The organism is Komagataeibacter xylinus, assembly GCF_031081985.1.
GTDB lineage: Bacteria > Pseudomonadota > Alphaproteobacteria > Acetobacterales > Acetobacteraceae > Komagataeibacter > Komagataeibacter xylinus_E.
In genome coordinates this window covers 17,483-42,007 of sequence record NZ_JARWSK010000009.1, presented here as the reverse complement: position 1 = coordinate 42,007, position 24,525 = coordinate 17,483, and the positions used below count along the sequence as shown (strand labels likewise).

The following is a 24,525-nucleotide window of genomic DNA, read 5'->3' as shown; positions in this document are numbered from 1 at the left end:
CTGGCCCGCCCGGTTCAGTTATGCGCCGCGGGTGACATGAGTTCCGTCATGCGGGCCGTGATGTCGGCTGCCGTGGCGGTGGCGGGCAGGCTGCCCTCATAGCGCCCGGTGGGCGACATGATCACGATCTGGCTGGCAGGCTCCATGCTGTAATCCCCATTGGCGCCATCACGCCGCACGTAAGGAGCATGATACTCCTTGGCCACGGCCTGGATCATCTTGGGCGAGCCGGTCATGACCGTGACATGCGAGCCATAGCGCAGGGCATAGGTGCGCAGCACGTCGGAGTTGTCGCGCATGGGGTCGAGCGTGATGAAGATGGGCACCACCAGCCGCACGCGGTCATGGCCCAGCGCTTCCACGCCCTCGGCCATGGCCTTGACGGTCGCGCCGCATACATCATCAGGGCAGTGGGTATCGCCAAAATAGATCAGCATCCACCGGCCACGGAAGTCGGTGTCGAGCACCGAGCCATCTGCCCCGTTGATCAGCCTGAACGACCCGCCAACCGGGTTGCCATAAGTGGTCAGCGGCACGGGCGCGCTGTCGGAATAACGGTAGCCGAAATACCCCGCAATCGAGGAGACCACCAGTATGGCAAACCCGACCAGCATGAAAAACCGGTCCCGTTCATTTCGCATCATCAGTGTGCATCCGCCCAGTTCGTTCCGGTCCCGGTTTCCACGACCAAGGGCACAGACAGGGCCGCCGCGGATTCCATGACCTGTTTGACGAGGGCTGCCAGACGATCGGCATCATCCTTGCGCACCTCGAACACAAGTTCGTCATGGACCTGAAGGAGCATGCGTCCGTCAAGCCCCGCATCGGACAGGGCAGCAGGAATTCGCACCATGGCGCGTTTGATGATGTCGGCAGCCCCCCCCTGCAGCGGGGCATTGATGGCCTGGCGCTCGGCATAGTTGCGGCGCACCGCACTCTTCTCGGCAATGCCCGGCACAAAGCAGCGGCGGCCAAAGGGTGTCGTGACATAGCCGTTCTTGCGCGCCTCCGCCTTCACGCGCTCCATGTAGTCGCGGATGCCGGGATAACGGGCGAAATAGGCATCAATGTAACCCCGTGCCTCACCGGGGGAAATGCCAAGCTGGCGGCTCAGGCCAAAGGCGCTGATGCCGTAGATGATGCCGAAATTGATCGCCTTGGCGCGCCTGCGCGTGAGCGGGTCCATGCCCTCAAGCGGAATGCCGAACACTTCGGAGGCCGTGCGGGCATGAATGTCCTGCCGTAGTTCGAACGCCTCGCGCAATGCGGGAATATCCGCCACATCGGCCAGCAGCCGCAGTTCGATCTGCGAATAATCCGCCGAGACCAGCACATGGCCCGGTTCGGCCACAAAGGCGCGGCGGATGCGCCCGCCCTCTTCCGTGCGGATGGGGATGTTCTGCAGGTTGGGGTCGTTCGATGACAGGCGGCCCGTTGTCGTCACCGCCATCTGGAAGGATGTGTGCACGCGGCCCGTGGCGGGGTTGATCTGGTTGAGCAGCGCATCGGCATAGGTGCTCTTGAGCTTGGCGAGCTGCCGCCAGGCCAGAATCCGCGCGGGCAGGTCGTGGCCCTGATCGGCCAGGTCCTGCAACACCGCCGAATCCGTGCCCCATGCGCCCGCCTTGGTGCGCTTGCCGCCGGGCAGGCCCATCTCGTCAAACAGGATCTCGCCAAGCTGCTTGGGGGAGCCGACATTGAAGTCGCGCCCGGCCAGCTTGTGAATCTCGGCCTCGATCACCCCCATGCGCTGCGCAAACTCGGTGGACATGGCGCGCAGGTCATCAGCATCGACCTTAATGCCCGCCCGCTCCATATCCGCCAGAATGGGCACCAGCGGGCGCTCCATTTCCTCATACAGCGCCAGTGCCTTATTGGTACGGAGCTGGGGCCTGAGCACCTGCCACAGGCGAAGGGTCACATCCGCATCTTCCGCCGCATACGGCGTGGCGCGGTCAATCGCCACCTGCGAGAACACGACCCGCTTGCGGCCCGTGCCGGTCACTTCATCATAGGGGATGGGCGTATGGTCGAGCGTGAGGCGCGAAAGCTCGTCCATGCCCTGCCCGTGCTGGCCTGCTGACTGCGCGTAGGAGATCAGCATGGTGTCATCAATGGGCGCGGGCTGGACGCTACCTGCCTGTGTCAGCACCAGCAGGTCGAACTTGGCGTTCTGGAATACCTTGAGCACGGACGGGTCGGCAAAAAGCGGCTCGAGGATTTCAAGCGCGGTTTTTACCGGCATCTGGGGCGTGCCCGCGCTGTCCATCAGGTCAACCTGATGGCCTAGCGGAATGTAGCATGCCCGCCCGCAGCGCGGCGCAAGCGAGATGCCCACCAGCGGGGCCGTAAGCGGGTCCAGCCCGTCGGTTTCGGTATCGACCGCGCACACGCCGCTCGTGCGGGCCTCGCTGACCCATTCCCGCAATGCCTCGGGATCGGTTACGGTGATGTAGGGACCATACGGCTCGGGCGGAAAAGGCGGGCGTGGCGCCACCGGCGCTGCTGCCAACGTGTCATGCGCCGAGAGGCGCGGGCGCGGCTTTGCCTTGAGCCCCATGCGCTGCAACAGCGATGAAAACCCCATATCCGACAGCCATGCGCCCAGCCGCTCCATGTCCACATCGCAGCAGCCCAGATCGGCCAGTGGTTCGGGGCAGGGCGCATCCTCGCACAGCGTGACGAGTTTGTAAGACAGGCGGGCCATGTCGGCATGGGCCAGCAGGTTCTCGCGCCGCTTGGACGGCTTCATGCCCTCCGCACCCGCGAGGATGGCATCGAGCGAGCCATATTCCGCCATCAGGGCGGAGGCGGTCTTGGGGCCGATTCCGGGCACGCCGGGCACGTTGTCCACCGGGTCGCCAATCAGGGCCTGCACCTGCGCCACGCGGTCCGGGGTGACGCCAAATTTCGCTTCAACTTCCTTCGGTCCGATCGGGCGGTTCTTGATCGGGTCCATCATCATCACGCCGGGGCGGATGAGCTGCATCAGGTCCTTGTCGGATGAATAGATGGTGCACTGCCCGCCCGCATCGGTGGCCTTGCGGGCGTAGGCTGCGATCAGGTCATCGGCTTCCCAGCCCGCCTGCTCGATGGCGGGCACGCCAAAGGCTGCCGTGGCGTCGCGCACGAGGCTGAACTGCGGGCGCAGTTCCTCGGGTGGTTCGGGGCGGTGGGCCTTGTATTCGCCATACAGGTCATTGCGGAAGGTATGGCGGCCTGCATCGAATATGACCGCAAGGTGGGTGCCCGCATGCTCGCGCAAAAGCCGCGACAGCATGTTGGTGAAACCATAGACCGCGTTGACGGGCGTGCCATCGGGGCTGGTCATGGGAGGCAGGGCGTGGAAGGCGCGGAAGATATACCCCGAGCCATCCACCAGGATCAGGTGAAGCGGCGTGTCGCTGGACATGGATGTAGAGGCTGTCAGTGCGCGTCACCCGCCGATGCATCGGGGTTGAGCACGAACAGGCGGGAGCAGTAGGGGCAGAAGGTCTGGTGATGGCCGATGCGCAGGAACACGCGCGGGTGGCCGAGCGCGCCGAGGCCACCATCACAGGACAGGGTGCGCGAATCGACCACGATGGTTTCAATCGTGCCCAGGCGGGGGTGCGGTGCGGGATCGTGGGACAGGGCTTGCATTCTGATCGGCCTCGGGTTGTTGTCCGGCTTGGATTTGCATGGCGCGCCCCATGGGTGGGCCATGCGCTGGCCCATGATGATACGCAGGATTGCCGTGCTTTCAAACATTCGCCTGTCACGCCTGCTTTATCCAGCGCTTTTTGTGATGTTGACCGCCTGCGCCACCCATGAGGCCCCGGCCCCCACGCCGCCCGCGCGGCATGCCGAACTCGCCCGCCTCATACCGCCTGACCGCGTGGTGGAGATTGCGGGCGTGGGCGCCGTGCCCCTGCGCCTCTGGCCCGCCCATGGGCCGGAACGCGCGGTAATCCTGGCGCTGCACGGCTTCAATGACAGCCGCGATGCATGGGAGCGCCCGGCCCCGACACTCAATGCCGCCGGGCTGAGCGTGGTCGCCCCCGACCTGCCCGGCTTTGGCCAGACACAGGCACGCGGCGGCTGGGTGGGCACGGACGCGCTGCGCCGCACGGTCAGCACTCTGGTCACCACCATCGGGCGTGAACACCCCGGCGTGCCGCTCTACATCATGGGCGAGAGCATGGGCGGCGCACTTGCCGCCGTAATGGCGGCCCAGCCGGACGCGCCGCCGGTAGCGGGCACGATCCTGCTGGCTCCGGCGTTGTGGGATCTGGACGCAGGCGCGCGCCTGACCACCCACCTGATGGCGGCCATGGCCCCGCGCTGGCGACTGAGCGGGCGCGAACTGCCCGTGCATGTGACCGCAGCCGATGACCAGTTGGCCCTGGCCCGCCTGTATTATGACCCGCTGACCCTGCGCGACACCTCAACCACGGCGCTCGCCGGGCTGACCGACCTCATGCATCAGGCCGCCCATGCCAGCGCCCACATGCATGGCCCCGTGCTGGTGGTGTATGGCGGGTGCGACCAGATCGTGCCCGCTGCCGCCATGGCGCGGGCGTGGCGGCACATGCCAGATGGCACAAGGCTGGATTACATACCCGACGGCTACCACCTGCTGACCCGCGGGCGGGCGGGTGAAAAGGTGACGGCGGACCTGACAGGCTGGATCCTGCACCCCACGCTTTTTCTGCCCTCGGGCGGGGATGCGGCGACGGCGGCATGGATGGCCGAACCCGCTGGCCACGACGCGCCGCTGCCCATCCTGCCCGGACGGATGGACGCAATCGCGCCGCGATGATTTTTGCCAATTGGGGCTGGCATTCCGCCTTGTGGCGATGTATGCAGGCGTGAGTGGACTCGTAGCTCAGCTGGATAGAGCGTCGCCCTCCGAAGGCGAAGGTCGAAGGTTCGAATCCTTTCGAGTCCGCCATTCCAAGACAAAATATGATAATGTCATTTATTTAGATGGTAGTTCACCATCAGATAAAAGTTTTTGGGTGTCGCCTTTTTTTAAAAAGGTGACGTTTTTCAAGGATTTTTGATAAAAGCTTTCCTAAAAACTTTTATATTTTCAAGGCATTATTGGTTCAGCCCTTTCAAACAGCCTCTTACCGCCGCAACGTGGCAAAAGGCCGAACGGGCTGCGGGGCAGGCGCGCAGTCATCCGCGCGCCATGACTGGATCAGCCCGTTGGTAATGTGCCGCAAGGCGTCGCGCCCGGCCAGCAGGCGCGTGGCCTCGGCGTGGCGTATGGCGTCGTTCTGGCCAAGCAGGGTGGTTTCATAAGTCGCCTGCCGCGCCATTTCCACATCCGGCATGGAGGAAAGCGGTGCGTAGGAGACCGGCAGGCTGACCTGCTGGCTGGTGGTCCGGCTGGCATCCGCCGCGATGCCAAAGGTGGGCGCGGTTGTCAGCGCGCCCACGCTAAACTGCCCCCCATGCGTAAAACTGCCTGATAGCTGGAGCGCCACATCCCCCACGATCGCGCCAATAACAGGGTCTGCCACGTTCTGGCGACATTGGGCAGCACGGATGGCGGCCGCAAAGCCCGCGGCCTGCGCCTGTGACCAGTCAGCAGGGTGCGAGACGGACACAATGCCCGCCTGCCCCAGCGTGGTTTCGAGCCCGGCCATGGCGGCGGGGATGGTGGTCTGCACGGGCCCGCCCTGCGCGCAGCCCCACAGGCACACCGCAAGAAGCAGTAATGACAGAAGTAATTTCATGATTTATTGCAAATTCCCGCAATCACTTTGAAAAAAACAGACGTTTCCGGGTGCTGCCTTTTTTCAAAAAAGCAACATGATTCCGAAGCTTTTTGAAAAAAGCTTCACCAAAAACTTGTTCCGTTCACACCGCCTCCGGCCCCGCCAGATAGGCTTCATTGGCGCTGACCAGGGCTTCCCAGTCCTGATGGGTGGGGCTGAGCGTGCCCGCGGGCAGCAACTGCCGCCACGCCAGGCCATGCGCTTCCATAAGGCGTGAGCGCACCCAGCGCCATGTCGCCTTCTGTCGCGTGCCCCATGTCAGAAGCGTCACCACATCCGTGTCGGCTGTGCCGGTGTAATCCCACAACAGCAGGCAGTGGCCACCCGCGCTACCAGGGGTGGGATCGCCACGCGCGGCGGGTGCTGGCGTATCCCATAACGGCGGCGGGTTGCCGGCAGCGTCGGTCCACATATCCGCCACGGCAAGCTGCACGCCCAGATAGGCCGCCGACAGCCCTGCTGTTACGTTACGGACTGCATTGAGGTCCGCAGGCTCCAGCGTGCCCCAGAGCGGGAACAGGGTCTGCCGGGCCAGCGCGTAGCCCCGTTGCGCGGCGGTGGTCAGCACATCCACCTCCACGCCACCATGATCCGTGGCCGGGTTGCCGGGCACATAACCGGTGGAAAGCGCGTAGAACCGCACGGCATCAGGCGTATCCACCGCCACCTGGTAGCCCGCAAGTGCGGCGGTGGCGCGGATATGGTTGCCTATGCCCGCCGCCGTGCAGTCACCCAGCACATCATTGCCCAGCATGAGCGGGGCGGGGTCGATGCCATCGCGGATCAGGCACGGCGGCGCGCGGCGGGCCATGAAGCCCCGCATGGTTGTGAGCATGGGCTGGCGCGCACGCCTTTGGGCAGGGCAGCAGCCCAGTTTACGCAGCATCATTTTCGCCCTGCTATTTGTTAAAAAGGCAGTTTTCTTCAGAATCTTTTGAAAAAACCTTCGTCCGAAACCTCTTTACGGCTTCTTATCCGTCGTATCGCCCTTCCTGTCGGAGGGCCGGTTCCAGCCACGCAGTTGCGCCATGGCGGTAACAACGGTCCACACGACCACCCATTTCGACCCGGCTGCGGGCGGCCGCCAGAAGCGCGCGACGAGCGCACAGCCGGAAATGAGGAAGGAGAAGATGACAACCGCATCCGCGGCATATTGAGCTGGCAGGAGAGAGAGGATGGTCTGGGTCGTGAGCATGGTGTCCATGACGCAGGGTTCCGGCAGGGAGACCGCCCTGCAGGGCGGCCTCCCCAATGGCTGGTGTCAGGTGGCGGGGCGCGGGTCGGGCTGGGCGCTTGCGGCCCATTCGTCAAAGGCGAAGATCTGCCCGTAATCATGCACCTCGGTCAGGAAGGTGCGGTCATCCTCCAGAACTATGCGCACGGTGGGGGCAAGCGTGCCGCCAATGCGGTAGGTTGCAGGGTTCTGCGGGTCGGTGCCAGGGGCTGGCAGCGTGTCGATGAAGGACTGCACGTAGCCCATCGGGTCAACAAAGTGGCTGTAGGTCTCGTAGGGCGCGGCAGACGGATTGCCCAGTACCAGCCCCGAACTGTTCAGCGGCGTGTAGGGGCCAAAAATGCCGTGGCGCGACACGAACCCGTACACCCCGTCCGGCCCTTCCAGCCCGCCGGTATAGGTGGAGTGGTGGCTGATGGTGAACAGGTAGGTCAGCCCGTTGCGGAACACCACATGCGGCCGTTCGGTCTGGTCGTTCACCCCCAGGGCGGTGACCAGGGCGGGCAGCATTTCCCAGCGTGAGAAATCACCCTGCGCATAGGACGAAACCAGCCGCGCGATGCCGATGGCGGCGGCGCCATAGCCTGCCCCTTCGCCCACGGTGTAGCCCGGCGGCAGGTGGCCCGCCTCGCGGTCGGTGATGACAAAGTCGCCGCGCATGCCGGGCACGTTGCCTTCAAACAGGCAGTAAACCTGCCCGTCAGCGGGGTTGATGAACGGATGCGGATCCCGGAAGTCGAAATACGGGTCCTGGGATGCATTGGCGTAATGCAGCCCGTCGGCCGAGAACATCTCGGTCGTGGCCGTGAAGCCCTCGAACCACACACCGCTGTCATCGGCATGGATCGTGCCGGAGGAAACGGACGGCACGCTCTGGTTCACATCCGTGTTGACGGAGGTGTAGAACATGTCCACCACGTTCTCGCTGCCGTGGCGCATGACCAGGCTGCCCGACCATTCATCGGGCCGCAGGTCGGCGCTGGTGTTGAGCAGGCGGCCGCCAAAGGTCCAGTCAATGCCGTTGCGGCTGTAGTAATAGCCAATAAAGGCGAAGGCGTTGCGGTTGTGCCAGCCAGCCGCATCATCACCTGTTGCGGCGCGTTCGGCCACGAGTGACCACATGACGTACCAGCCCTTGAAGGTCACTGTCTCGCCGGTGATGCGGCGCAAGGCGCCCGTGTCCCACTGCCACAGGGCATCATCAATAACAGGAAAATCCTGGGCAATGACGGGCATGGTGGTGGTGGGGTCATCGGCATGCACTTTCAGTGCATCGGCGATGGTCCAGGCGGACGGAAGGCGTGCATTGGAGGAAACCATGATCTGATCCTCTCGACAGGGCACGATGACGGCCCTGATCTATTTATATGCAGGTATCTGTTCTGTATAATGCATGAATTATGCCATTATACTTGCGATGTCAGGGTAATCGCGTTGCTTTGTCGCTCCTGACATGATGAAATATAGGGCGCGCCCATGCAGGCAGCAAAAGAAAGCATGCGGCCGCCCGTAAAATGTCATGGCTGGATGATACCTGCCGTCGCGCACCGGCTTGACCCGATCAGGCCATTGTCCCGCCGCAACGCGCAGTCCTGCGGCAGGCGGAACCCCGGCTGCAGGCCACAAGCACGCTGGGCGGGAATCGTGGCCGAACAGATGCATTTCGGGATAAGGGTGCGCGCCCCATGGCACAAAAAGCCAGACTGCGCGGGCGGCCACCAGGCAGGCGGGGAACCCGCAGCTTTTATGGAAGTGTCTGTTAATGCGAGATTTTACAGTCTCCTGCACAGGTGCAGGCAGCGACAATGGTGGCAGTTTAATTAAAAGTGATTGACAGCAGATCGTGTTATTTTTAAGGCAGGATTGTGGTGTTGCTCCACAATTGGGGGTGCTTTTTCCCCTTTCCTTCAGTTTCTAAGGCCCTAAGCGCATGTCGTTTGATGGTATCGCCCTGACACAGACGGTTTCCCAGCCTGCTGCGCAGCAAGTGACTGCCCCTGCCCGCCGCCGGTATTCCGCCGCGAGTGGCATTTTCTTCAGCCTGCTCATGGCCCTGCCCCTGTGGGCGCTGGTGGCTTTCTTCCTGCGCTAGGCCACGCCCGGCTCGGGCCGGGATGGACAGCCATGCCAAAAGCACGATAACGCTTGCCGCGACACGGGCCCCGGCCCGTGAACGCATCTTGGCAGGACGGACTTGAATTATAGACACAGCTATCATGCCGGCAACTTCGCCGATGTCATGAAACACGCCCTGCTTGTGGCCCTGATCAAGGCACTGTGCCGCAAGCCCTCGGCTTTTTCCGTGCTCGATACGCATGCCGGTATCGGCCTGTATGACCTGTCCGGCCCGCAGGCCCAGGCCACGGGCGAGTGGCGCGAGGGCATCGGCCGCCTGCTCGAAGCCCCGCTGAGCGTTGCGCAACAGGCCGCCCTTGGCCCCTGGCTGGACATCGTGCGCGACGTGATGCGCGCACATGAGGGGCGGCTGTTCTATCCCGGCTCGCCCGAAATCATCGCCCGCCTGCTGCGCCCCGATGATGCGCTGACCTGTTGCGAACACCACCCCGAGGACCAGCACGACCTGCGGCGGCTGTTTCGCCATAACCCACAGGTAGCGGTGCATGGCCGCGATGGCTACGGGGCCATTACCGCGCTGCTGCCGCCCCGGCAGGCAAAGCGCGGGCTGGTGCTGATGGACCCGCCTTTTGAGGACAGGGATGAATTTGCCCGCCTGGCCCAGGCCATCATGACCGCACGCAGGCGTTTCCCCGCCGGGATCGTGGCGGCGTGGTATCCCATCAAGCACCGCGCGCCGGTGCGGGCCTTCATGAACGGGCTGAAGGATGCGGGCCAGCGCAAGCTGCTGGCGGTTGAACTGACCCTGCGCCCTCCGCTCGACCCGACCCGCCTCAACGGCAGCGGTCTGCTCATCGCCAACCCGCCTTTCCGCTTCGAGGATGAGGCACAGGCCATTCTCGCAGCCCTGTGCCCGCATCTGGGTGATGGGCAGGCAGAGGGCAACGTGGAATGGGTTGTGGGGGAATAAGCGGCTCGGCGGCACGGCATCATACCATGCGGTCGAAATCCCGCCCGCATGACAGGACAGGCATCATGTTGCCTGCCTGCCGCACTGACCTGACATGATCCTGCGCTTTTTACGCAAACGATGGCATTGGCTGCCTTTTATCATCATCATCGCATACTACGTGATCGTGACCGTTGCGCACAAACTTGGCCCGTTTGTCATTTCCCACAGGGACATGGCACATCAGAGCGGGCCGGATATCGTGGCGGAACATTCATGCTTTGACGGGCAGCGCGTGCCCGAAAGCGAGCGCGTGGCGCTTGAAGCCACCCTGTACCTTTACGTGTCCACCCCCGGTAACAGGAACGACGTCAGTGGATCGGGCATTGTCCTGCGCAACAGCCGCACGCCCCAAGGGCATAACCGCATCCTGACAATACGGCACGTAACACAGCATGCCCTACGCAAGCATCGCAGAATTTATGTTCTTGACCGGTTTGGCAACATACTTGGCGAAGCACGGCAGACGCCGGCCACCATCCTTTCAGAAAGCCGCCTGGCGCAGGAGCCTGACTCCGCCGTGCGCGGCGAGCCGGGCGATAACGCGGTCCTGCTCGACATGCAGCCACGCACGCCCGCGTATGACCAGATCAGCGGCGTTGATGTCGCGCCGCGGCTCTACAGGGGTATCATGTACGCGTGGTTTACCGATCCTGGCGCCCTGATGCCGGGCGTCTCCGGCGCGGCGCTGCTCAATGAGCACAACCAGGTCATCGGAATTGCCGAGGGCACAGGCGGCGGCGACAACCTGCACAGCCATGCCTTCGTAACACAGGTCTCCGCCCATGATATCCAGAAAGTATTTGAGCGGCAGGACAGCGGCGAGAACACCATAGGGTCCGCAACCTTCTTTCACGGCTCCATAGCCGCTTTCATGCCGGTGGCAGGTCCTGGCGTACAGGAGATCCTGCACCTGCAGCCAACCTTTGCCCCACCGGAAAACCGGGTCCATGTTCATGTTTTCGGATACCCTGAAGAATTGTGCATCGCCTATCACGGGCAGATCCAGACCAGCGATCCCGGCCCCATGCAGGAGATGGTGCGGATCATGCACGATCTGAGTGGCCTGTAAGGGCGCCTCCTCCACCACGCAATAAGATATATGTATAAAATTGCATACACGCATAAAATATCATGTATACGCATAAAATATATTGTCATTACATAGTCATTTTCTACAATATAAAATATCATACTCTGGCATATTCGCCTTTTTACCGACGCATATTATGCGCCGCCCGTTCAAGGACATGTCTCTTGCCCATAGCGTTGCTCGCCCTTGCCATCGGGGCCTTTGGCCTTGGCACGACGGAAACCATCGTCATGGGGCTTCTGCCGCAACTCTCGGGGGGGCTGCATGTCTCCATCGCGCAGGCGGGGCTGCTGGTCTCGGGCTATGCCATCGGGGTCACGATCGCCTCCCCCGTGGTGGCCATCCTGACCAACAGCCTCTCGCGGCGCGACACGCTGCTGCTGACCATGGGCATCTTTGTTGCGGGCAATGCATGCAGCGCGCTCGCGCCGGGTTACTGGAGCCTGATGTTGGCGCGCGTGCTGACATCGTTCTCGCATGGCACCTTTTATGGCGCGGCCTCCATCATGGCGTGCCAGATCGTGCCACCGCAAAAACGTGCCGAAGCGCTCTCGCTCGTCTATATCGGGCTGACGCTGGCCATGATCCTGGGCGTGCCAATGGGCACCGTGGTGGCGCAGCTTACCTCATGGCGCATGGCATTCTGGCTGATCTGCGCGATAGGCGTGGTGGCATGGGGCGCGATGTGGCTGTGCATTCCGCGTGACAGGGCAGGTGGGGCCACCATTCCCCTGACTGCCCAGTTCCGGGCCATGTTGCACCCACTGGTGGTGACCATGATGCTGGTTTCCATGTGCACGTCAGCCAGCATGTTCACGCTGTTTACCTATATCTCGCCCTTTCTGCAGGTGCGCACGGGGCTGGGCATGCATGCGATCGATGCCGTGCTGCTCATGATCGGGGGCGGGCTGTGCCTGGGCAACCTGCTGGGCGGCCGGCTGGCTGACTGGAAGATGCTGCCCTCCTGCGCGGGGCTGATGGCGGCGGTGGCGGTGGTGCAACTGCTGCTTGTGCCGGGCAGCCTCATGAGCTGGAGCTGCCTTGCGCTGCTGTTCGCGTGGGGGGTGTTCATCTATGCGCCCATGGCGCCGCTCCAGACCTATGTGGTGGCGTGCGCAGGCTCCGCCCCCAATATCGCGGCAGCGATGAACCAGAGTTCCTTCAACTTCGGCAACGCCATCGGCGCGTGGGCGGGCAGCCATATGGTGGTGACCCGCTGGTCCTATGCCGGGCTGCCGGTGCTGTCAGCGTGTTTTGCCCTGATCGGGCTGGGGCTGGTGGGTCTTGCCATCCATTTCCAGCACCGCATGGCCCACAAGCCCGTGCCTGCTGCCGTTGTAACCCACCCCGCCTCTGCCCGGCCCTGACAACGCGCGATGCGCCTGCCCTGCATGCGTGCTGTCAGGGCACCATCACCCGCACTGTCCCTGTCATTTTTATCTGCCCTGACAATATTATACCATAATGAACAATATATTGCCGGAGGCCGTTTTACACGATGATCATTGCTGAAAACGATCCGCGTATTGCCGCTGGGCAGGATCGCGTGCAGGCTTACTGGAAAACAATCGGCGCGGTTGATGATGATGTGATCAGCTACATGATCAACCCCATGTTCTCCGGCGCGCCAGCGTGGCCCAATACACGGCAGGCGTATCGTGTCATCCGCACGGCAGGCAGCCTGATCGTGGCATCGGATGGACTGTCAGACCCGTTTGTGGGTACCGACATGACCGATACCAGCGGTTTTGGCCTTGAGGTCTATCTTGAAATCATGGGCGCCGAGCTCATGGCCCTTTGACCAGATCCAGCACAGCGCGGAATTCAGGCTGATTGAAAACGTGGCCCAGAACGTGGCCCATTTCGGCACGATTGCTGAAATGCTGGCACAGTATGGTGTCATTTCACTGACGGTTCCGATGCCACAGCCGCTTGCGGCAGGCTGGCAGGACGAGAACAATAATGTGGGCGTGCTGCTCGGCATGCCCGTTGCGGACCGCCCTGCACAGATTGACCTGCCCTTTGGCCCGTGCCGTTTCGTGCCCGTGACCCCCATCCCCCCGGCATCCCTGCCCCTGATCAGTTCATCGCGGCAGGCACGTAACGATCTGGCCCGGCACCTTGCGGCCTCGCCCGCAGGCTGGCGGTTTGATCCCTGCCTGACGGCGTGGAGCGGAGTTGAAAAAGAATAAACGTTTCGGTATCTCGCCCTTTGTCAAAAAGGCGATGATCTTTTGAAGCTTTTATACTTCATCAGTGTTTGTATTAGCTGATTTTCTCAAAGCCTCATTATCCCATACGTTTTCATAATCTGGCGTAACCAGAAACGTCCATCCCGGCGCCAGGCCAAGATAGGGAACAACCATTTTGCACCAGTGCAGGATGTGGTGCGTGTGCAGCGGCACGAAGAAATCATCATCCTGCGACATCTCCTCGCCCGCCCATATGTACCACCCGCTCGTGCCGTTTTCAGGCTGAAGGCGTAGTCCATTGACCGGCAGCAGGCCGGTTTGCACATTGCGGGCAATGCCCAGTTTCAGATCCCACCCGCAATCCAGGTAAGGTGCGTGGAATTTATTACAAATATCCATTTGTATATTTTTATAATTATTATAGTTCATAAATATACACCTTTATCATATGATTAAAAATAAAAGTTCCGGGTACCGCCTTTTTGAAAAAAGGCGGTACCCAAAAACCTTTATCATTACATTGATTATTATCTTGACTGACACCGGAAGTGACTCAGGCACGACACCGCCGGTCCCTGCCAGCCCCAGGCGCGCTATATGCTGATCAGACCCAGTGACAGCGCCTTGATGACCGTGGTGACACGATTGGTGCATTCCAGCTTGCGCTGCGCGTTCTTGAGGTGGAATTTGATCGTGTTGTCATTCACGTTCAGTATATCCGCCACCTCGGATGTGGTGCGCCCATTGGCCACCCAGGCCAGGCATTCGCGCTCGCGCGTGGTCAGGATATCGGGCTGGATCACCTTTGGTGCCATCAACTGCTGGTAACGCTGATGGTACTGCATGGTCAGCATTGACAGGGCTATCTGCGTGCGCAGGGGCATCGTGCGCCCGGCCTGGCCAAAACTGGCAAAGAAAACCGATGCACCCGGACCATGAATGGGCAGGACAAAACCATCCTGCACGCCGATTTCGTAAATATCGGCGGCCAAAGCCCATTCCTTCTTGTTCATCATGGCATCGCAGGTGTTCCATTCAAACCCGACCGTGGTCTGCATCGCACGGGGCAAAAGCGGGTCAACCTTCCCGTAATTGTTACCGATGTAATGGGTAATCCATTCCTTGGGGTAGCTGGACAGGGTCGGCCGTATGGCGCCAGGCTGGAATTTGTTCACGTTCGCGAGCAGGCAATAAAACTCTCCTATGGCGCCGACAGCTTTCTGGAACTGCTGGGCCAGTTCCTCGATGGTGCGCGTGCGGAGCATGGCCTCAAGCGTGTCGAGGGTGCTGTTATCCATAAGGTCGCGGTTCAAAACACACAGTCCTGTATCAGCAGCGTTATAAAAGCTTTATTTTAGGTACCCTATCATATAATCGCGAAGATATTCCATATGCTACAGAAGCCCCGCGCGGCCTCGGCCAGCCACAGGGCGGAATAACCAAACAACGTGCCCAGTTCACGAATGGTCGGGCGCGCGAGGATGCGCGCCAGGATGTTCAGGAACGGCCCCGTCTCCGGCCCGAGGGGGCGCATGGCAGAGGTCAAGAACCGGCTGATCCTGTCATCCCTGCCCGTCCTCCTTCAGGGCCCGAAAGGGCGCGCTTCAGGCCTGGCCCAGCGCGCGGGCGGTTTCATCAAGCAGGGAAGCGATCTTTTCCTCGGCCTGCGGGTCAAGGCCGCCGTTGCGCAACCGCAGGCGCAGGGCTGTCTTGAGGTTTTCCATAGCCCGCATGACGGGCACCGGCGCATTGCGGCCACCGCCACGCCCCTGCGGCCCGGCCGTTGCCGCGCGGGCAAGGATCGCCTCCAGCGCCGCGCGGTTTGCGGCAACGAACGCCTCGCCTTCGGGGGTGATGTGGTAGTTCTTGCGGCCTTCTTCCGCGCCGGGGCGGATGTAGCCCGCTTCATCAAGCCAGGTGAGCGTGGGGTAGATCACGCCGGGGCTGGGCGTGTAGCTGCCACCGAATTTTTCCTCGATGGTCTTGATCAGTTCATAACCATAGGTCGGTTTTTCAGCGATCAGGCTGAGCACCAGCAGGCGCATCTCGCCATAATCGAACAGCCGGTTGCGCGGGCCGCCCCGATGGCCTCCGCCGTGGCCGCCGCGACCATGATGGCCCCGGCCTTCGCGACCCTCACGGCCCTCACGACCTTCGCCGCGCCCGCCATGGCGGCCTGCGCCCTGCGCCAGCCCTTCGGGGGAGAAAACATGGCGGTGACGACCGCCTGCGTGTCTGTTTGCGTGTTTCATGAGTCCGATATAATTCCCGATATATCGTATGTCAAGATATATCTAGATATGTTTTTATTCTTCTGCGCCCACATCGCTGATGGCCGCGTCCGCCTGCCCCTTTACCCAGTAGCCCGCGGCCCTGATCCACGCGGCAGGCACCTTCTTTTCCGCAATCAGGCACTGCCGCACGGCACGCGCCACGCCTGCCTCGGCCCCGACCCACACGAAACTCCGCCTGACAAGGGGAACCTGCCGCAATACCGCCAGCAGGCCGTGCGCCTGCGCCGCCTCGGCCAGCGGGCGGTGCACCCAATGGGCGGCATGGGCGGCGCATGACGTAAAGACCTGCTCATCTTCCGGGCCGGGCACGGCAATGATCGTGGTGACCAGCGCCTCGGCGGGCAGGGCCTCCACGCGTCGGCCAATGGCGGGCAGCGCCGTCTCATCGCCAATGAGCAGCCAGTGGTCGATCCTGCCCCGGATGATGCGCGAGCCACGCGGGCCGCCAATCTCCAGCACATCACCGGGCTTTGCCGCCCGCGCCCATGCGGCGGCGGGGCCGCCTTCATGGTTGACGAAATCCAGCACCAGCGTGCCCGCCGCCGCATCGTAATGCCGCGGCGTGTAGTCGCGTCGCGTCAGTTCCCCCGCATGGTCAGGCAGGAAAATCCTGATATGATCATCCGGCGCGGGGCTGGTGAACCCGGCCAGTTCCGGGCCTGAAAGCGTGACCCGGATCATATGCGGGCTCAGGCGCTCGGTGCCCGCAACCCACAGGCGGCGGCGGCGCAGTTCGTGCCGCACGCGCTCGATCACCGGCGCGCCATCAGGGTGGGCAATGGGGGGAAGGATCGTCATGCGTGTCTCTCCTCATCATGCCAGCAGACCGGTGAGGGTGGATACACACACACGCACAGCCCGCCAGCATGTCTGCTGTCAGTTTCTGTGCGTTGTTTCACGTTAACGCCTACGGGCCACGGCGCATGCGCCGGACCTCAACTGCAACAAGCCAGACGCTTTTTCACTGCACCTGTCAAGAGTATTGCCAGACCGCCACGACCGGGCAGACAGCGGGCCAGAAACAGGTTAAATGTACCATATAGTTTTAAATCAGATGCCACACAGGACACAATGAAGCCCAATCACCCTATCGCCGCCGCGTTGCTCCTGGCCGTGACTGGCTGGGCCAGCCTTCCGCGCACTGCCATCGCAGGTAACCCGACAGATAATATACAGGTCACCGTGACCTCGCCTTATGGTCCCGCTTTCAACCGTAAAATCGGCAATGCGATTTACAAGTTCAGATATTACCCTGAAGAATCTTTCAGGTTTGGGGAACAGGGTATCGCTTCCGTCCATGTCGTTGTGCGCAATAGCGATGGCGTAGTGACACGCTACCGGCTGACCAGAACGAGCGGCTTTTATCATCTGGATAGCATATCATGCATCACGGTCGCCAAGAACGCACATCTGCCAACCAACCCGCGCCTCAAAACCGATTATTATGAAGCGGATGTGGACTTTCATTACATACTGGCCAGCACGCCATAAACGCTGTTCAGGCCTCAGGCCGCGACATCCGCAAGCAGCACCACGGCGGCTTCATCAGCCGTGACCGTAATGTCGGTCAGTTCGCTGATGGCTGCTGCATCGCCCGCATGCAGCCCCTGCGTGCCGATCCGCACGGCACCCGATACCACGAGCAGGTAGAGCACCCGCCCCGGCGCGGTGCCGTAAGCCGCCCCCTCCCCTGCCGGAAGGGCCGCATGCAGCAGGCGCGCCCGTGAGGTCAGCGTAACGGGAGCGCCATCATCCACGCTTTCGCCTTCCTCGGGGTCATCCTCTGGGAAGCCCGAGGCAAGGATGCGAAAGCCGCCATCTTCGAGTTCCGGCAAGGCCGGGCGCATCTCCTGCGCAGGGACCATGCCCTGCGTGTCAGCGAGGAACCAGAACTGGATGAAGCTGGCCCCCTGCCCGCCCGCGCGCCATGCCATTTGCGCACAGCCGCTGCCGGTGCTGGCCAGATGCAGCCCGCCCGTGCCGAGCGCATCAGGTTCAAAGCCCGCCATGTCTGTCGCCAGCGTGCCGTCTGCCACCCATGTCACGATATCTACTGCTGCTTCGGGGCCAATGCGGTAGGCCGCGCCCGCAGGCAGCGTGCAGGCATTGACCGCGCGCAGGCGGCCCTCATGACCATGCGTCGGATCGGCATAATCGGCAAAGGCAAAATGGCAGCGCAGCACCTGCCCGCCATCATGGGCCGTGCCAAGGCTGGCTGCGTGCCGGATCGTGATCATGTGCGCCCCTTAGAGACTGTTTTAAAACAACTCATTTGATAAAAAATAATAAAAGTTTTTGGGTACCGCCTTTTTTCAAAAAGGCGGCGTTCCCCGAAGCTTTTTAAAAAAAGCTTCACCAAAAACTTCCTTATGATTGCTGAATATTTTCTGTGCTAACGCTTCAGATAATCCCTCAGCCATGCTTGCGGGTCTTCTTCTGTTTTTCAGGGTAGAGGTTCTCCCACCCGCCGCCAACCGCGCGGTACAGATTGGTCACCGACAGCGCCACATGGGCGGTGGCATCCGCTTCCGTGCTCTGTGAGGACAAAAGCGCGTTCTGCAACGTCAGCACGTTGAGAAAATCGGATGATCCCTGCACGTACTGCGCCCTGGCGGTATCCACCGCGATTTCGTTCTCGTGCACGGCTTCGACCAGTTCATCGCGGCGGCGCTGGGCTGCGGTGAAATCGGCCATGGCGTCATCAATCTCCTGCCACGCCTTGAGCACCGTGCGCTGGAACATGGTGGCCGCCTCCTTCTGCTGGGCGCGGCGCAGGTGCAACTGCCCGGTCAGGCGGCCCCCTTCAAAGATGGGCAGTGTTGCCGTAGGGCCAAAGCCATACTGGCGCGAGGCCCATGACCCCAGCCCGCTGAACTGCAGGGCCTGCACGTCAAGGCTGCCCGAAAGGGTGACGCGGGGGAAGAAATCGGCAATTGCCACCCCGATACTGGCCGTGGCCGCATGCAGCCGGTCGGCGGCCATGCGGATATCGGGCCTGCGCTCGGCAAGCTGGGAGGGCAGCCCCACGGGAATGGTGGCGGGCACGACGGGAATGAGGCCCGGCGGCCCGAGTTCGGCATCGAGCGCGCCGGGTTCGCGCGCCACGAGAAAGCTCAGCGCATTGAGCCGGTGCGTGACCTGCGCCCGGAGCGGGGCGAGGCGGGAGGTGAAGGTATGGAGCTGGCCGGTCGCCTCCGCCACGTCCAGTCGGGTTGCGGCCCCCTGCTCAAAGCGCAGGGTGGTCAGCCGCACGCTGTTATCAGCCACCGCGATGTTGTGTTCAAGAATGCCAAGCTGCACCTGTGTGGCGCGCAGGTCGATATAGTCCTGCGCGGTCTCGGCCATGAGCGAGACCAGCGTGTCACGCCGCATTTCCTCGGTGGCGTGCATGGCCGCCGTCGCGGCTTCCACCTGCCTGCGCACATGCCCCCACAAATCCACCTCCCACGAGGCGTTCATGCCATATTGCGGCAGGTTGAAGGATGGGTTGCCCACGCTGCCGGGCAGCGCCGTGGGGCCAAAACCCTGCGTGCCCGAGGCCACCGAGCCCGTGCCCTCGCGCTCCATGGTGCCCAGCAGCCCCAGCACGCCATTGGTGGAGGCCCGCTCGCGCCCGTAGGAGGCATTGGCCTCGGCATGCGGCAGTTGGGCGGCGCTGGCAATGCGCCGCTCGGCCACACTCTGCATCAGCCGCAGGCTGGCAGCCTTGAGGTCAAGGTTGGCGCTGGCTACCTCGTTCTCCAGCCGGGTCAGGATGGGATCGTTGAACAGCGTCCACCACTGCGGGTCGGTCGTGGCCATGGTGACCTGACTTTCCGCCGGTGGCTGGGTCGTGCGCCACTGCGCAGGCGCCTTGACCTGGGGCTTGTGGTAGTTGGGGCCGACCGTGCAGCCTGCCACCACAAGCGCCGAAAGCCCTGCAAGAAGGAAGCGCTTCATGGCCTTACTGCCAGACATAACGGGCATCATTGGCATGCGGGCCTTCGGGGGCGGAAGACGTATCGATACTGGCTTCAACCGACATCCCAACGCGCACCCTGTCGGCCAGTGGCTGGCCAGGATCAAAGGTCAGCTTGACCGGAATGCGCTGCACCACCTTGGTGAAGTTGCCGGTGGCGTTATCGGGCTGGATGGGCGCAAACGCAACACCCGTGGCGGGCGCAAGTGAGTCAACATGCGCCTTGAGCGGATGGCCGGGAAACGTATCGACCCAGATGGTCGCGCGCTGGCCGGTCTGCACCTTTGTCAGTTGCGTTTCCTGAAAATTGGCCAGCACGTAGGCCGCATGCACGGGCACCACGGCCAGAATGCCCGTGCCCGGATGCACATAGTTACCCACGCGCACGCCACGCTCGCCCACCACGCCATCCATAGGGGCTGGAATGGTGCAGTAGGACAGGTTGAGTTCGGCCTGCTTCTCATCGCCCTGCGTGCGCACCAGCACGCCGCGCGCGCGTTCAAGCTGGCCCTGCAGCACGGCCACCTGCCGTATGGCCGCATCCACCCCGGCCTGATCGCGGGCAATGGCGGCCTCGGCTTCCTTTTCCTGCGCCTCGGAATGCTGTTTCTGCTCGATCGTGCCCGCCCCTCCGGATGACAGGTTGCGGTACCGCGTGGCATTCTGGCGCGCGAACATCAGGTCCGCCTGATCGGCCAGCACGGCGGCGCGGGCTTGGGCTATGACGGAATCCTGACGCGCGATTTCGGCTTCAAGGTTGGCCACATCACCCTGTGCCGCCTGCCTGTTGCCGCGTGCCACCTCAAGGGCGGCGCGGTAGTCGTCATCCTCGATATGGGCGAGTTCCTCGCCTGCATGCACCTGCTCGTTATCCTGCGCGATCACCCGGTCGATGCGGCCCGGCACCTTGGGTGCGACGGTGGGGAAGTCCGCCGTCACGTAAGCATCGTTGGTGTACTGGTTGATGCCATCGCCATTGACCAGGCGCGTGCCCCCCCAGGCCACAAGGGCCAGCACGACGGCGGCGCAGCCTGCGTAAAGCAGCGGTTTCTTGTAAATCATGATCGGTAATTCCGGATTAACGGGCAGGAGTATCGGGTGAAGGGGCCTGCGGTGGATAGACGCGGCGCGGCAGGATGAGATTCATGACCGCGTAGCCCAGGCAGACCCAGATCAGGATGTAGTAGATATCGTTCAGCGCCAGCACGAGCGCCTGCTCATGCACGTAGGTATGGAAGACCTGCAACGTGTTGCGGGCCACATGCGCGCTGTCGGGCGAGGTGGCGGCAAGCTGGCCGCCAATGGGATCGCCCATGCCCTGCAGGGCCAGTTGATGCGTGCCATGGTGGTCGAGCAGCATGGTGGAATGGTACTGCTCGCGCCGTCGGGACAGCGCGCCAAACAGGGCAAAGGCCACGGCGTTGGCCAGCCCCTTGAGCATGTTGACCATGCCAGAGATGAACGGGCCATCGGCCGGCCCCATGGCCATGGTGGCCAGCATGAGCGTGGGGATGACGGTCATGGGCTGGCCAAAGACCTGCAGGATCTGGATCAGGTAGAAATTGTCGCGCACCCAGTCCACCGTCAGCCATGTGCCCAGCCATGCGGCGGCGGCAAGGCACAGCATGCCGCCTGCCAGCACGAAGCGGCAGTCCACCTTGCGGCTGTTGCAGATGGCTGCGATGAGCGGCAGCATGATGAGTTGCGGCAGGGCAACCACCAGCGCGACCGGGGCCGCCTGGATGGGCCGGTAGCCGCGCACGGCCTCAAGGTAGGTGGCGGGAATGTTGCCCATGATGGAGCAGATGGCCAGAATGCCCACCAGCGACAGAAGCGAGGCCTGGATGTTGCGCGAGCGCCAGTACTGAATCCTGAAATACGGGCTGGGGTGGTAGGCCTCGTTGATGACGAACACAATGAATGCCGCCCCGCCCCAGAAGGCGAGATCGGTAATGACAGGCGAGCGGAACCAGTCCAGCCGGTCGCCCTGGTACAGCACAATGACCAGCGAGCAGATGGCGGGCAGCCCCACAAGGATGCCAAGCCAGTTGAATTTCTCGAAGCGCTCGAAATGCATCGGGTCGCGCGGTAGGCCATAGGCCATCATGGCGATGGCCAGGGCGGCGGTGGGAATGATCTCCCAGTACAGCCAGTGCCAGCCCACATGCTCGAACCAGAATGCCTCGAGCGGCAGGCCGAGATTGGGGCCGAAAGTTGCACTCATGGCGTACCCCCCGATGCCGAACACACGGATCTGGGGCGGCAGGTATTTGAGCATGACGGTCATGAGCACCGGCGGCAGGCAGCCCCCCGCCAGCCCCTGGAAGGCCCGCAGGATGCACAGCGATGTGACATCGGGCATGAAGGGTGCCGGGATGGAAAACAGGGCGAGCGCCGCCGTCATGAAAATGGAAAAGCGGTAGATCGAGAACGTCATGTAGAACCACGGCGTAAAGGCCATGGCGGCAATGTTGAACGCCTCGTAGATGGCGATGACCCACGTGCCCTCATCGTGACCGATATGCATGGCCCCGCGGATATCGGACAGGCCGATCTCGGTCACATGCTCGTTGAACCCCGCCACATGCACGGCAAGCAGCATGCCAAGGCAGCCAATGACCGTGCGCAGGCCAAAAGGCGGAATATAGGAAGGCCGTGGCGGCGCGGCATGGATAACCGGCCCACCCGCCGCCTGTGCAGGAGCGACAGTGTTCATGCGCCACATGATCCTCAGACACACGTGGCGGACAACCCTCATTTCCCGCAGGTAATGACTTCGATTTGCGGAAGGGACGGGTCTGGGGGTTTTCATGGCCGCCCTCTTGTCGTGCAGCCATGAGGCAGGCACTTTGATAACAGGACAGGAGTTTCCGGGTGCCACCTTTTTGCCAAAAGTGGTGTTCTTCCGAAGCTTTTTGAAAAAGCTTCGCCAAAAACTTTTGATGGTTTCTTTACGGAGCGCAGGGGACAGGATGAAGACTGGATCATGGATAGCAGGCGGCCTGTTCTGGGCCGCATTGCCTGCCCTTGCGCACGGCGCGCCATTGCCTTCCGCCCCGCCTGCCACGCAAAACGCCCAGCCCGCCAGCCAAACGGGTGCAGCGGTGGACGCCGCCCGGTCTTTCCTCGACAGCTTCGATCCGCAGGCGCGCAAGGACGTGCAGTTTCCTTTCGTAGCACAGAAAGCAGGCACGCTGGCCCGCTTCCGCCGCAGCGCGCCCGACCAGCCCGCCCTGCCCGTTACCGGTGCGCAGGCCAACACACCCATGAAACAGGGTCCGGGCATGGGGCCGCCGGGCGGCTTTGTGGGCGAGCGTTACGGGCAGTCGATCTGGTCCAACTTTCCCGTAAGCGACGTGCCGCGGCCCGGCGTACAGATGGGCCACCTGACCCCGCAACAGCGCAGCGCCGCCCTGCACCTGCTCCAGACCCTGCTGAGTGCGAAGGGCTACCAGAAGGTGCGCGACATCATGGGCGCCGATCAGGCGCTTGCCGATAGCGGCACGCAATTTGCGTCGGGCGAGGCGGTCTATACCATTGCGATTTTTGGCGAACCCTCCCAAACCAGACCGTGGATGGTGCAGTTTGGGGGCCATCATCTGGGCCTGAACCTGGTCATTGACGGCCCGCATGGCGTCATGACCCCCACCCTGACCGGCGCGCAGCCCGCGCTTTACCAGCGCGATGGGCAGATGGTGCGCGTGCTGGCAGGCGAAAGCGACAAGGCCTTCGCCCTGCTGGACTCGCTCGATGAAACGCAACGCAAGCAGGCCATCCTGCCTTACAAGGTGGAGGATCTGGTGCAGGGGCCGGGCCATGACGGGGAAACTCTCGTGCCCGAAGGCATCAGGGGGGATGCGCTCAATGCCAGACAAAAGCAGGCCTTGATGGACATCATCGCCGAATGGGCCGGGATCATCAACGACACCTATGCCGCCCCGCGCCTGGCGGAAATCAGGGCCGGGCTGGACCAGACATGGTTTGCCTGGAGTGGCCCGACCACCCATGAACCAGACCGCAATGGGTCTTCGTATTACCGCATTCAGGGGCCGCGGCTGCTGATCGAATTTTCGCCCCAGGGCGTTGGCGGTGACCCGACACTGCATGTCCACACCGTCTACCGCGACCCGACCAATCGGTATGGCAGCCGATTTACCCACCCATGAGCCGGGCCGGACAGGCGTGTCTTGCGGCCATTGCCCTGCTGGCCCTGCCCGCTGCGGCTCAGGCGCACCGGCTGGATGAATATCTGCAGGCCACGACATTCAGCCTTGCGCGTGATCATATCGCCTTACATCTGCGCCTTACGCCGGGCGTGGATGTAGCGGCAGGGCTCATTGGCCAGATTGACCGCAACGGTGATGGCAGCCTGTCAGTCAGCGAGCAGCACGCTTATGTGACCCACGTCATGCACACCCTGTCGCTTTCCCTCAATGGGCAGCCGGGTCACCTGCGTGTACAGACCGTGACGTTTCCCTCCCTTGCAGCAATGCAGGGCGGCACTGGCGTCATTGATCTTGAGCTGACAATGCCCGCCCGCCTGCGGCAGGGCGACAATCATCTGGCCTACCGTAATCAGGGTGATGGCCCCGACACGGTATGGCTGGCGAACTGCCTGCTGCCGCCAGATCCTGCCATTCATGTCATCGGGCAGCGCCGCGCGGCCGATCAGTCATCCTATGAGCTGGATTTTTCTGTCAGCCGAGCGGGAAATGATAAAAGTTTTTAGTAAAGCTTTTTCCCAAAAACTTCGGAAGACATCGTCTTTTTGAACACAGGCGATACAAGGACATTTTTACATCCTTGCAGGATGTATTTGTAAATCCGGTTTTGCCTGAGCGCACTGACAGGGGTTTATTTAAAATACCACCCGCCATGTTGATCTGGCACGGGCACGTCGA

25 protein-coding genes, 1 tRNA gene and 1 pseudogene are annotated in these 24,525 nt (G+C 62.3%); 11 read left to right on the top strand and 16 right to left on the bottom strand.

Going from position 1 to position 24,525, the window contains the following annotated elements; all coding sequences use genetic code 11:
- Positions 1-14: 14 nt before the first annotated feature.
- From QEG70_RS15070 to QEG70_RS15060, 3 genes are read right to left on the bottom strand one after another with little or no spacing between them, the layout of a single operon-like run.
- A complete protein-coding gene (locus QEG70_RS15070) occupies positions 15-644 on the bottom strand; it encodes an SCO family protein (protein ID WP_308721359.1) in 630 nt (209 codons plus the stop codon).
- Entirely contained in the window at positions 644-3,412 is a 2,769-nt protein-coding gene (polA, locus tag QEG70_RS15065; protein WP_308721358.1) for a DNA polymerase I, read from the bottom strand. Before polA ends, QEG70_RS15070 begins: the two co-directional genes overlap by 1 nt.
- Before the next feature lie 14 nt (positions 3,413-3,426).
- Entirely contained in the window at positions 3,427-3,642 is a 216-nt protein-coding gene (locus tag QEG70_RS15060) for a zinc-finger domain-containing protein (RefSeq protein WP_308721357.1), read from the bottom strand.
- Between the two features lie 76 nt (positions 3,643-3,718).
- Between QEG70_RS15060 and QEG70_RS15055 the strand changes: the two genes are divergently transcribed.
- On the top strand, positions 3,719-4,801 hold the full coding sequence (locus QEG70_RS15055; protein WP_374762621.1) for an alpha/beta fold hydrolase: 1,083 nt from the start codon (positions 3,719-3,721) through the stop codon (positions 4,799-4,801).
- Between the two features lie 55 nt (positions 4,802-4,856).
- Positions 4,857-4,933, top strand: a tRNA-Arg gene (locus QEG70_RS15050).
- A 178-nt stretch (positions 4,934-5,111) separates the two neighbouring features.
- Here QEG70_RS15050 and QEG70_RS15045 read toward each other — a convergent pair.
- The 4 genes from QEG70_RS15045 to QEG70_RS15030 form a co-directional block, all read right to left on the bottom strand.
- Entirely contained in the window at positions 5,112-5,726 is a 615-nt protein-coding gene (locus QEG70_RS15045) for a hypothetical protein (RefSeq protein ID WP_308721355.1), read from the bottom strand.
- Positions 5,727-5,850: 124 nt separating this feature from the next.
- Positions 5,851-6,657, bottom strand: coding sequence for a hypothetical protein (locus tag QEG70_RS15040; RefSeq protein ID WP_308721354.1), 807 nt, complete (start codon positions 6,655-6,657; stop codon positions 5,851-5,853).
- Positions 6,658-6,729: 72 nt separating this feature from the next.
- A complete protein-coding gene (locus tag QEG70_RS15035) occupies positions 6,730-6,972 on the bottom strand; it encodes a hypothetical protein (RefSeq protein WP_308721353.1) in 243 nt (80 codons plus the stop codon).
- A gap of 57 nt (positions 6,973-7,029) precedes the next feature.
- Positions 7,030-8,322 (bottom strand): glycoside hydrolase family 68 protein, encoded by a 1,293-nt coding sequence (locus QEG70_RS15030; protein WP_308721352.1) that lies wholly within the window; start codon positions 8,320-8,322, stop codon positions 7,030-7,032.
- Positions 8,323-8,932: 610 nt separating this feature from the next.
- Here QEG70_RS15030 and QEG70_RS15025 point away from each other — a divergent pair.
- The 6 genes from QEG70_RS15025 (at position 8,933) to QEG70_RS15000 (ending at position 13,372) form a co-directional block, all read left to right on the top strand.
- Entirely contained in the window at positions 8,933-9,094 is a 162-nt protein-coding gene (locus tag QEG70_RS15025) for a hypothetical protein (RefSeq protein ID WP_308721351.1), read from the top strand.
- Positions 9,095-9,196: 102 nt separating this feature from the next.
- Positions 9,197-10,048, top strand: a complete 852-nt coding sequence (locus QEG70_RS15020; RefSeq protein ID WP_308721350.1) for a 23S rRNA (adenine(2030)-N(6))-methyltransferase RlmJ — start codon at positions 9,197-9,199, stop codon at positions 10,046-10,048.
- A gap of 214 nt (positions 10,049-10,262) precedes the next feature.
- On the top strand, positions 10,263-11,159 hold the full coding sequence (locus QEG70_RS15015) for a serine protease family protein (RefSeq protein WP_308721349.1): 897 nt from the start codon (positions 10,263-10,265) through the stop codon (positions 11,157-11,159).
- 185 nt (positions 11,160-11,344) lie between these two features.
- Complete coding sequence (locus tag QEG70_RS15010; RefSeq protein ID WP_308721348.1) at positions 11,345-12,547, top strand: MFS transporter; 1,203 nt, start codon at positions 11,345-11,347, stop codon at positions 12,545-12,547.
- Between the two features lie 131 nt (positions 12,548-12,678).
- A complete protein-coding gene (locus QEG70_RS15005) occupies positions 12,679-12,981 on the top strand; it encodes a hypothetical protein (protein ID WP_308721347.1) in 303 nt (100 codons plus the stop codon).
- Positions 12,947-13,372 carry a hypothetical protein gene (locus QEG70_RS15000; RefSeq protein ID WP_308721346.1) on the top strand — a complete coding sequence of 142 codons (426 nt, stop codon included), beginning with the start codon at positions 12,947-12,949 and terminating at the stop codon, positions 13,370-13,372. Before QEG70_RS15005 ends, QEG70_RS15000 begins: the two co-directional genes overlap by 35 nt.
- A 51-nt stretch (positions 13,373-13,423) precedes the next feature.
- On the opposite strand, the gene QEG70_RS14995 is transcribed toward QEG70_RS15000, so the two are convergent.
- From QEG70_RS14995 to QEG70_RS14975, 5 genes and pseudogenes are all read right to left on the bottom strand, one after another.
- Positions 13,424-13,801, bottom strand: coding sequence for an immunity protein Imm33 domain-containing protein (locus QEG70_RS14995; RefSeq protein WP_308721345.1), 378 nt, complete (start codon positions 13,799-13,801; stop codon positions 13,424-13,426).
- Between the two features lie 164 nt (positions 13,802-13,965).
- Positions 13,966-14,685, bottom strand: a complete 720-nt coding sequence (locus QEG70_RS14990; protein ID WP_308721344.1) for a LuxR C-terminal-related transcriptional regulator — start codon at positions 14,683-14,685, stop codon at positions 13,966-13,968.
- Positions 14,686-14,777: 92 nt separating this feature from the next.
- Positions 14,778-14,906, bottom strand: a pseudogene (locus tag QEG70_RS14985) (O-methyltransferase); the annotation flags it as partial.
- A 70-nt stretch (positions 14,907-14,976) separates the two neighbouring features.
- A complete protein-coding gene (locus tag QEG70_RS14980) occupies positions 14,977-15,624 on the bottom strand; it encodes a PadR family transcriptional regulator (protein ID WP_308721343.1) in 648 nt (215 codons plus the stop codon).
- 54 nt (positions 15,625-15,678) lie between these two features.
- Positions 15,679-16,464, bottom strand: a complete 786-nt coding sequence (locus QEG70_RS14975; protein WP_308721342.1) for a siderophore-interacting protein — start codon at positions 16,462-16,464, stop codon at positions 15,679-15,681.
- Between the two features lie 273 nt (positions 16,465-16,737).
- Here QEG70_RS14975 and QEG70_RS14970 point away from each other — a divergent pair, with 273 nt between their 5' ends.
- A complete protein-coding gene (locus QEG70_RS14970; protein ID WP_308721341.1) occupies positions 16,738-17,157 on the top strand; it encodes an energy transducer TonB in 420 nt (139 codons plus the stop codon).
- Positions 17,158-17,171: 14 nt separating this feature from the next.
- On the opposite strand, the gene QEG70_RS14965 is transcribed toward QEG70_RS14970, so the two are convergent.
- From QEG70_RS14965 to QEG70_RS14950, 4 genes are all read right to left on the bottom strand, one after another.
- Positions 17,172-17,903 carry a pirin family protein gene (locus QEG70_RS14965; protein WP_308721340.1) on the bottom strand — a complete coding sequence of 244 codons (732 nt, stop codon included), beginning with the start codon at positions 17,901-17,903 and terminating at the stop codon, positions 17,172-17,174.
- A 175-nt stretch (positions 17,904-18,078) separates the two neighbouring features.
- Positions 18,079-19,605, bottom strand: a complete 1,527-nt coding sequence (locus QEG70_RS14960; protein ID WP_308721339.1) for an efflux transporter outer membrane subunit — start codon at positions 19,603-19,605, stop codon at positions 18,079-18,081.
- A 4-nt stretch (positions 19,606-19,609) separates the two neighbouring features.
- Positions 19,610-20,686, bottom strand: coding sequence for an HlyD family secretion protein (locus QEG70_RS14955; RefSeq protein ID WP_308721338.1), 1,077 nt, complete (start codon positions 20,684-20,686; stop codon positions 19,610-19,612).
- Positions 20,687-20,702: 16 nt separating this feature from the next.
- Entirely contained in the window at positions 20,703-22,340 is a 1,638-nt protein-coding gene (locus QEG70_RS14950; protein ID WP_308721337.1) for an MFS transporter, read from the bottom strand.
- Positions 22,341-22,596: 256 nt separating this feature from the next.
- Between QEG70_RS14950 and QEG70_RS14945 the strand changes: the two genes are divergently transcribed.
- Together QEG70_RS14945 and QEG70_RS14940 are read left to right on the top strand one after the other, a co-directional pair.
- Complete coding sequence (locus QEG70_RS14945; RefSeq protein ID WP_308721336.1) at positions 22,597-23,790, top strand: DUF3500 domain-containing protein; 1,194 nt, start codon at positions 22,597-22,599, stop codon at positions 23,788-23,790.
- Complete coding sequence (locus QEG70_RS14940) at positions 23,787-24,353, top strand: hypothetical protein (protein WP_308721335.1); 567 nt, start codon at positions 23,787-23,789, stop codon at positions 24,351-24,353. Before QEG70_RS14945 ends, QEG70_RS14940 begins: the two co-directional genes overlap by 4 nt.
- The last annotated feature ends 172 nt before the right edge of the window (positions 24,354-24,525 follow it).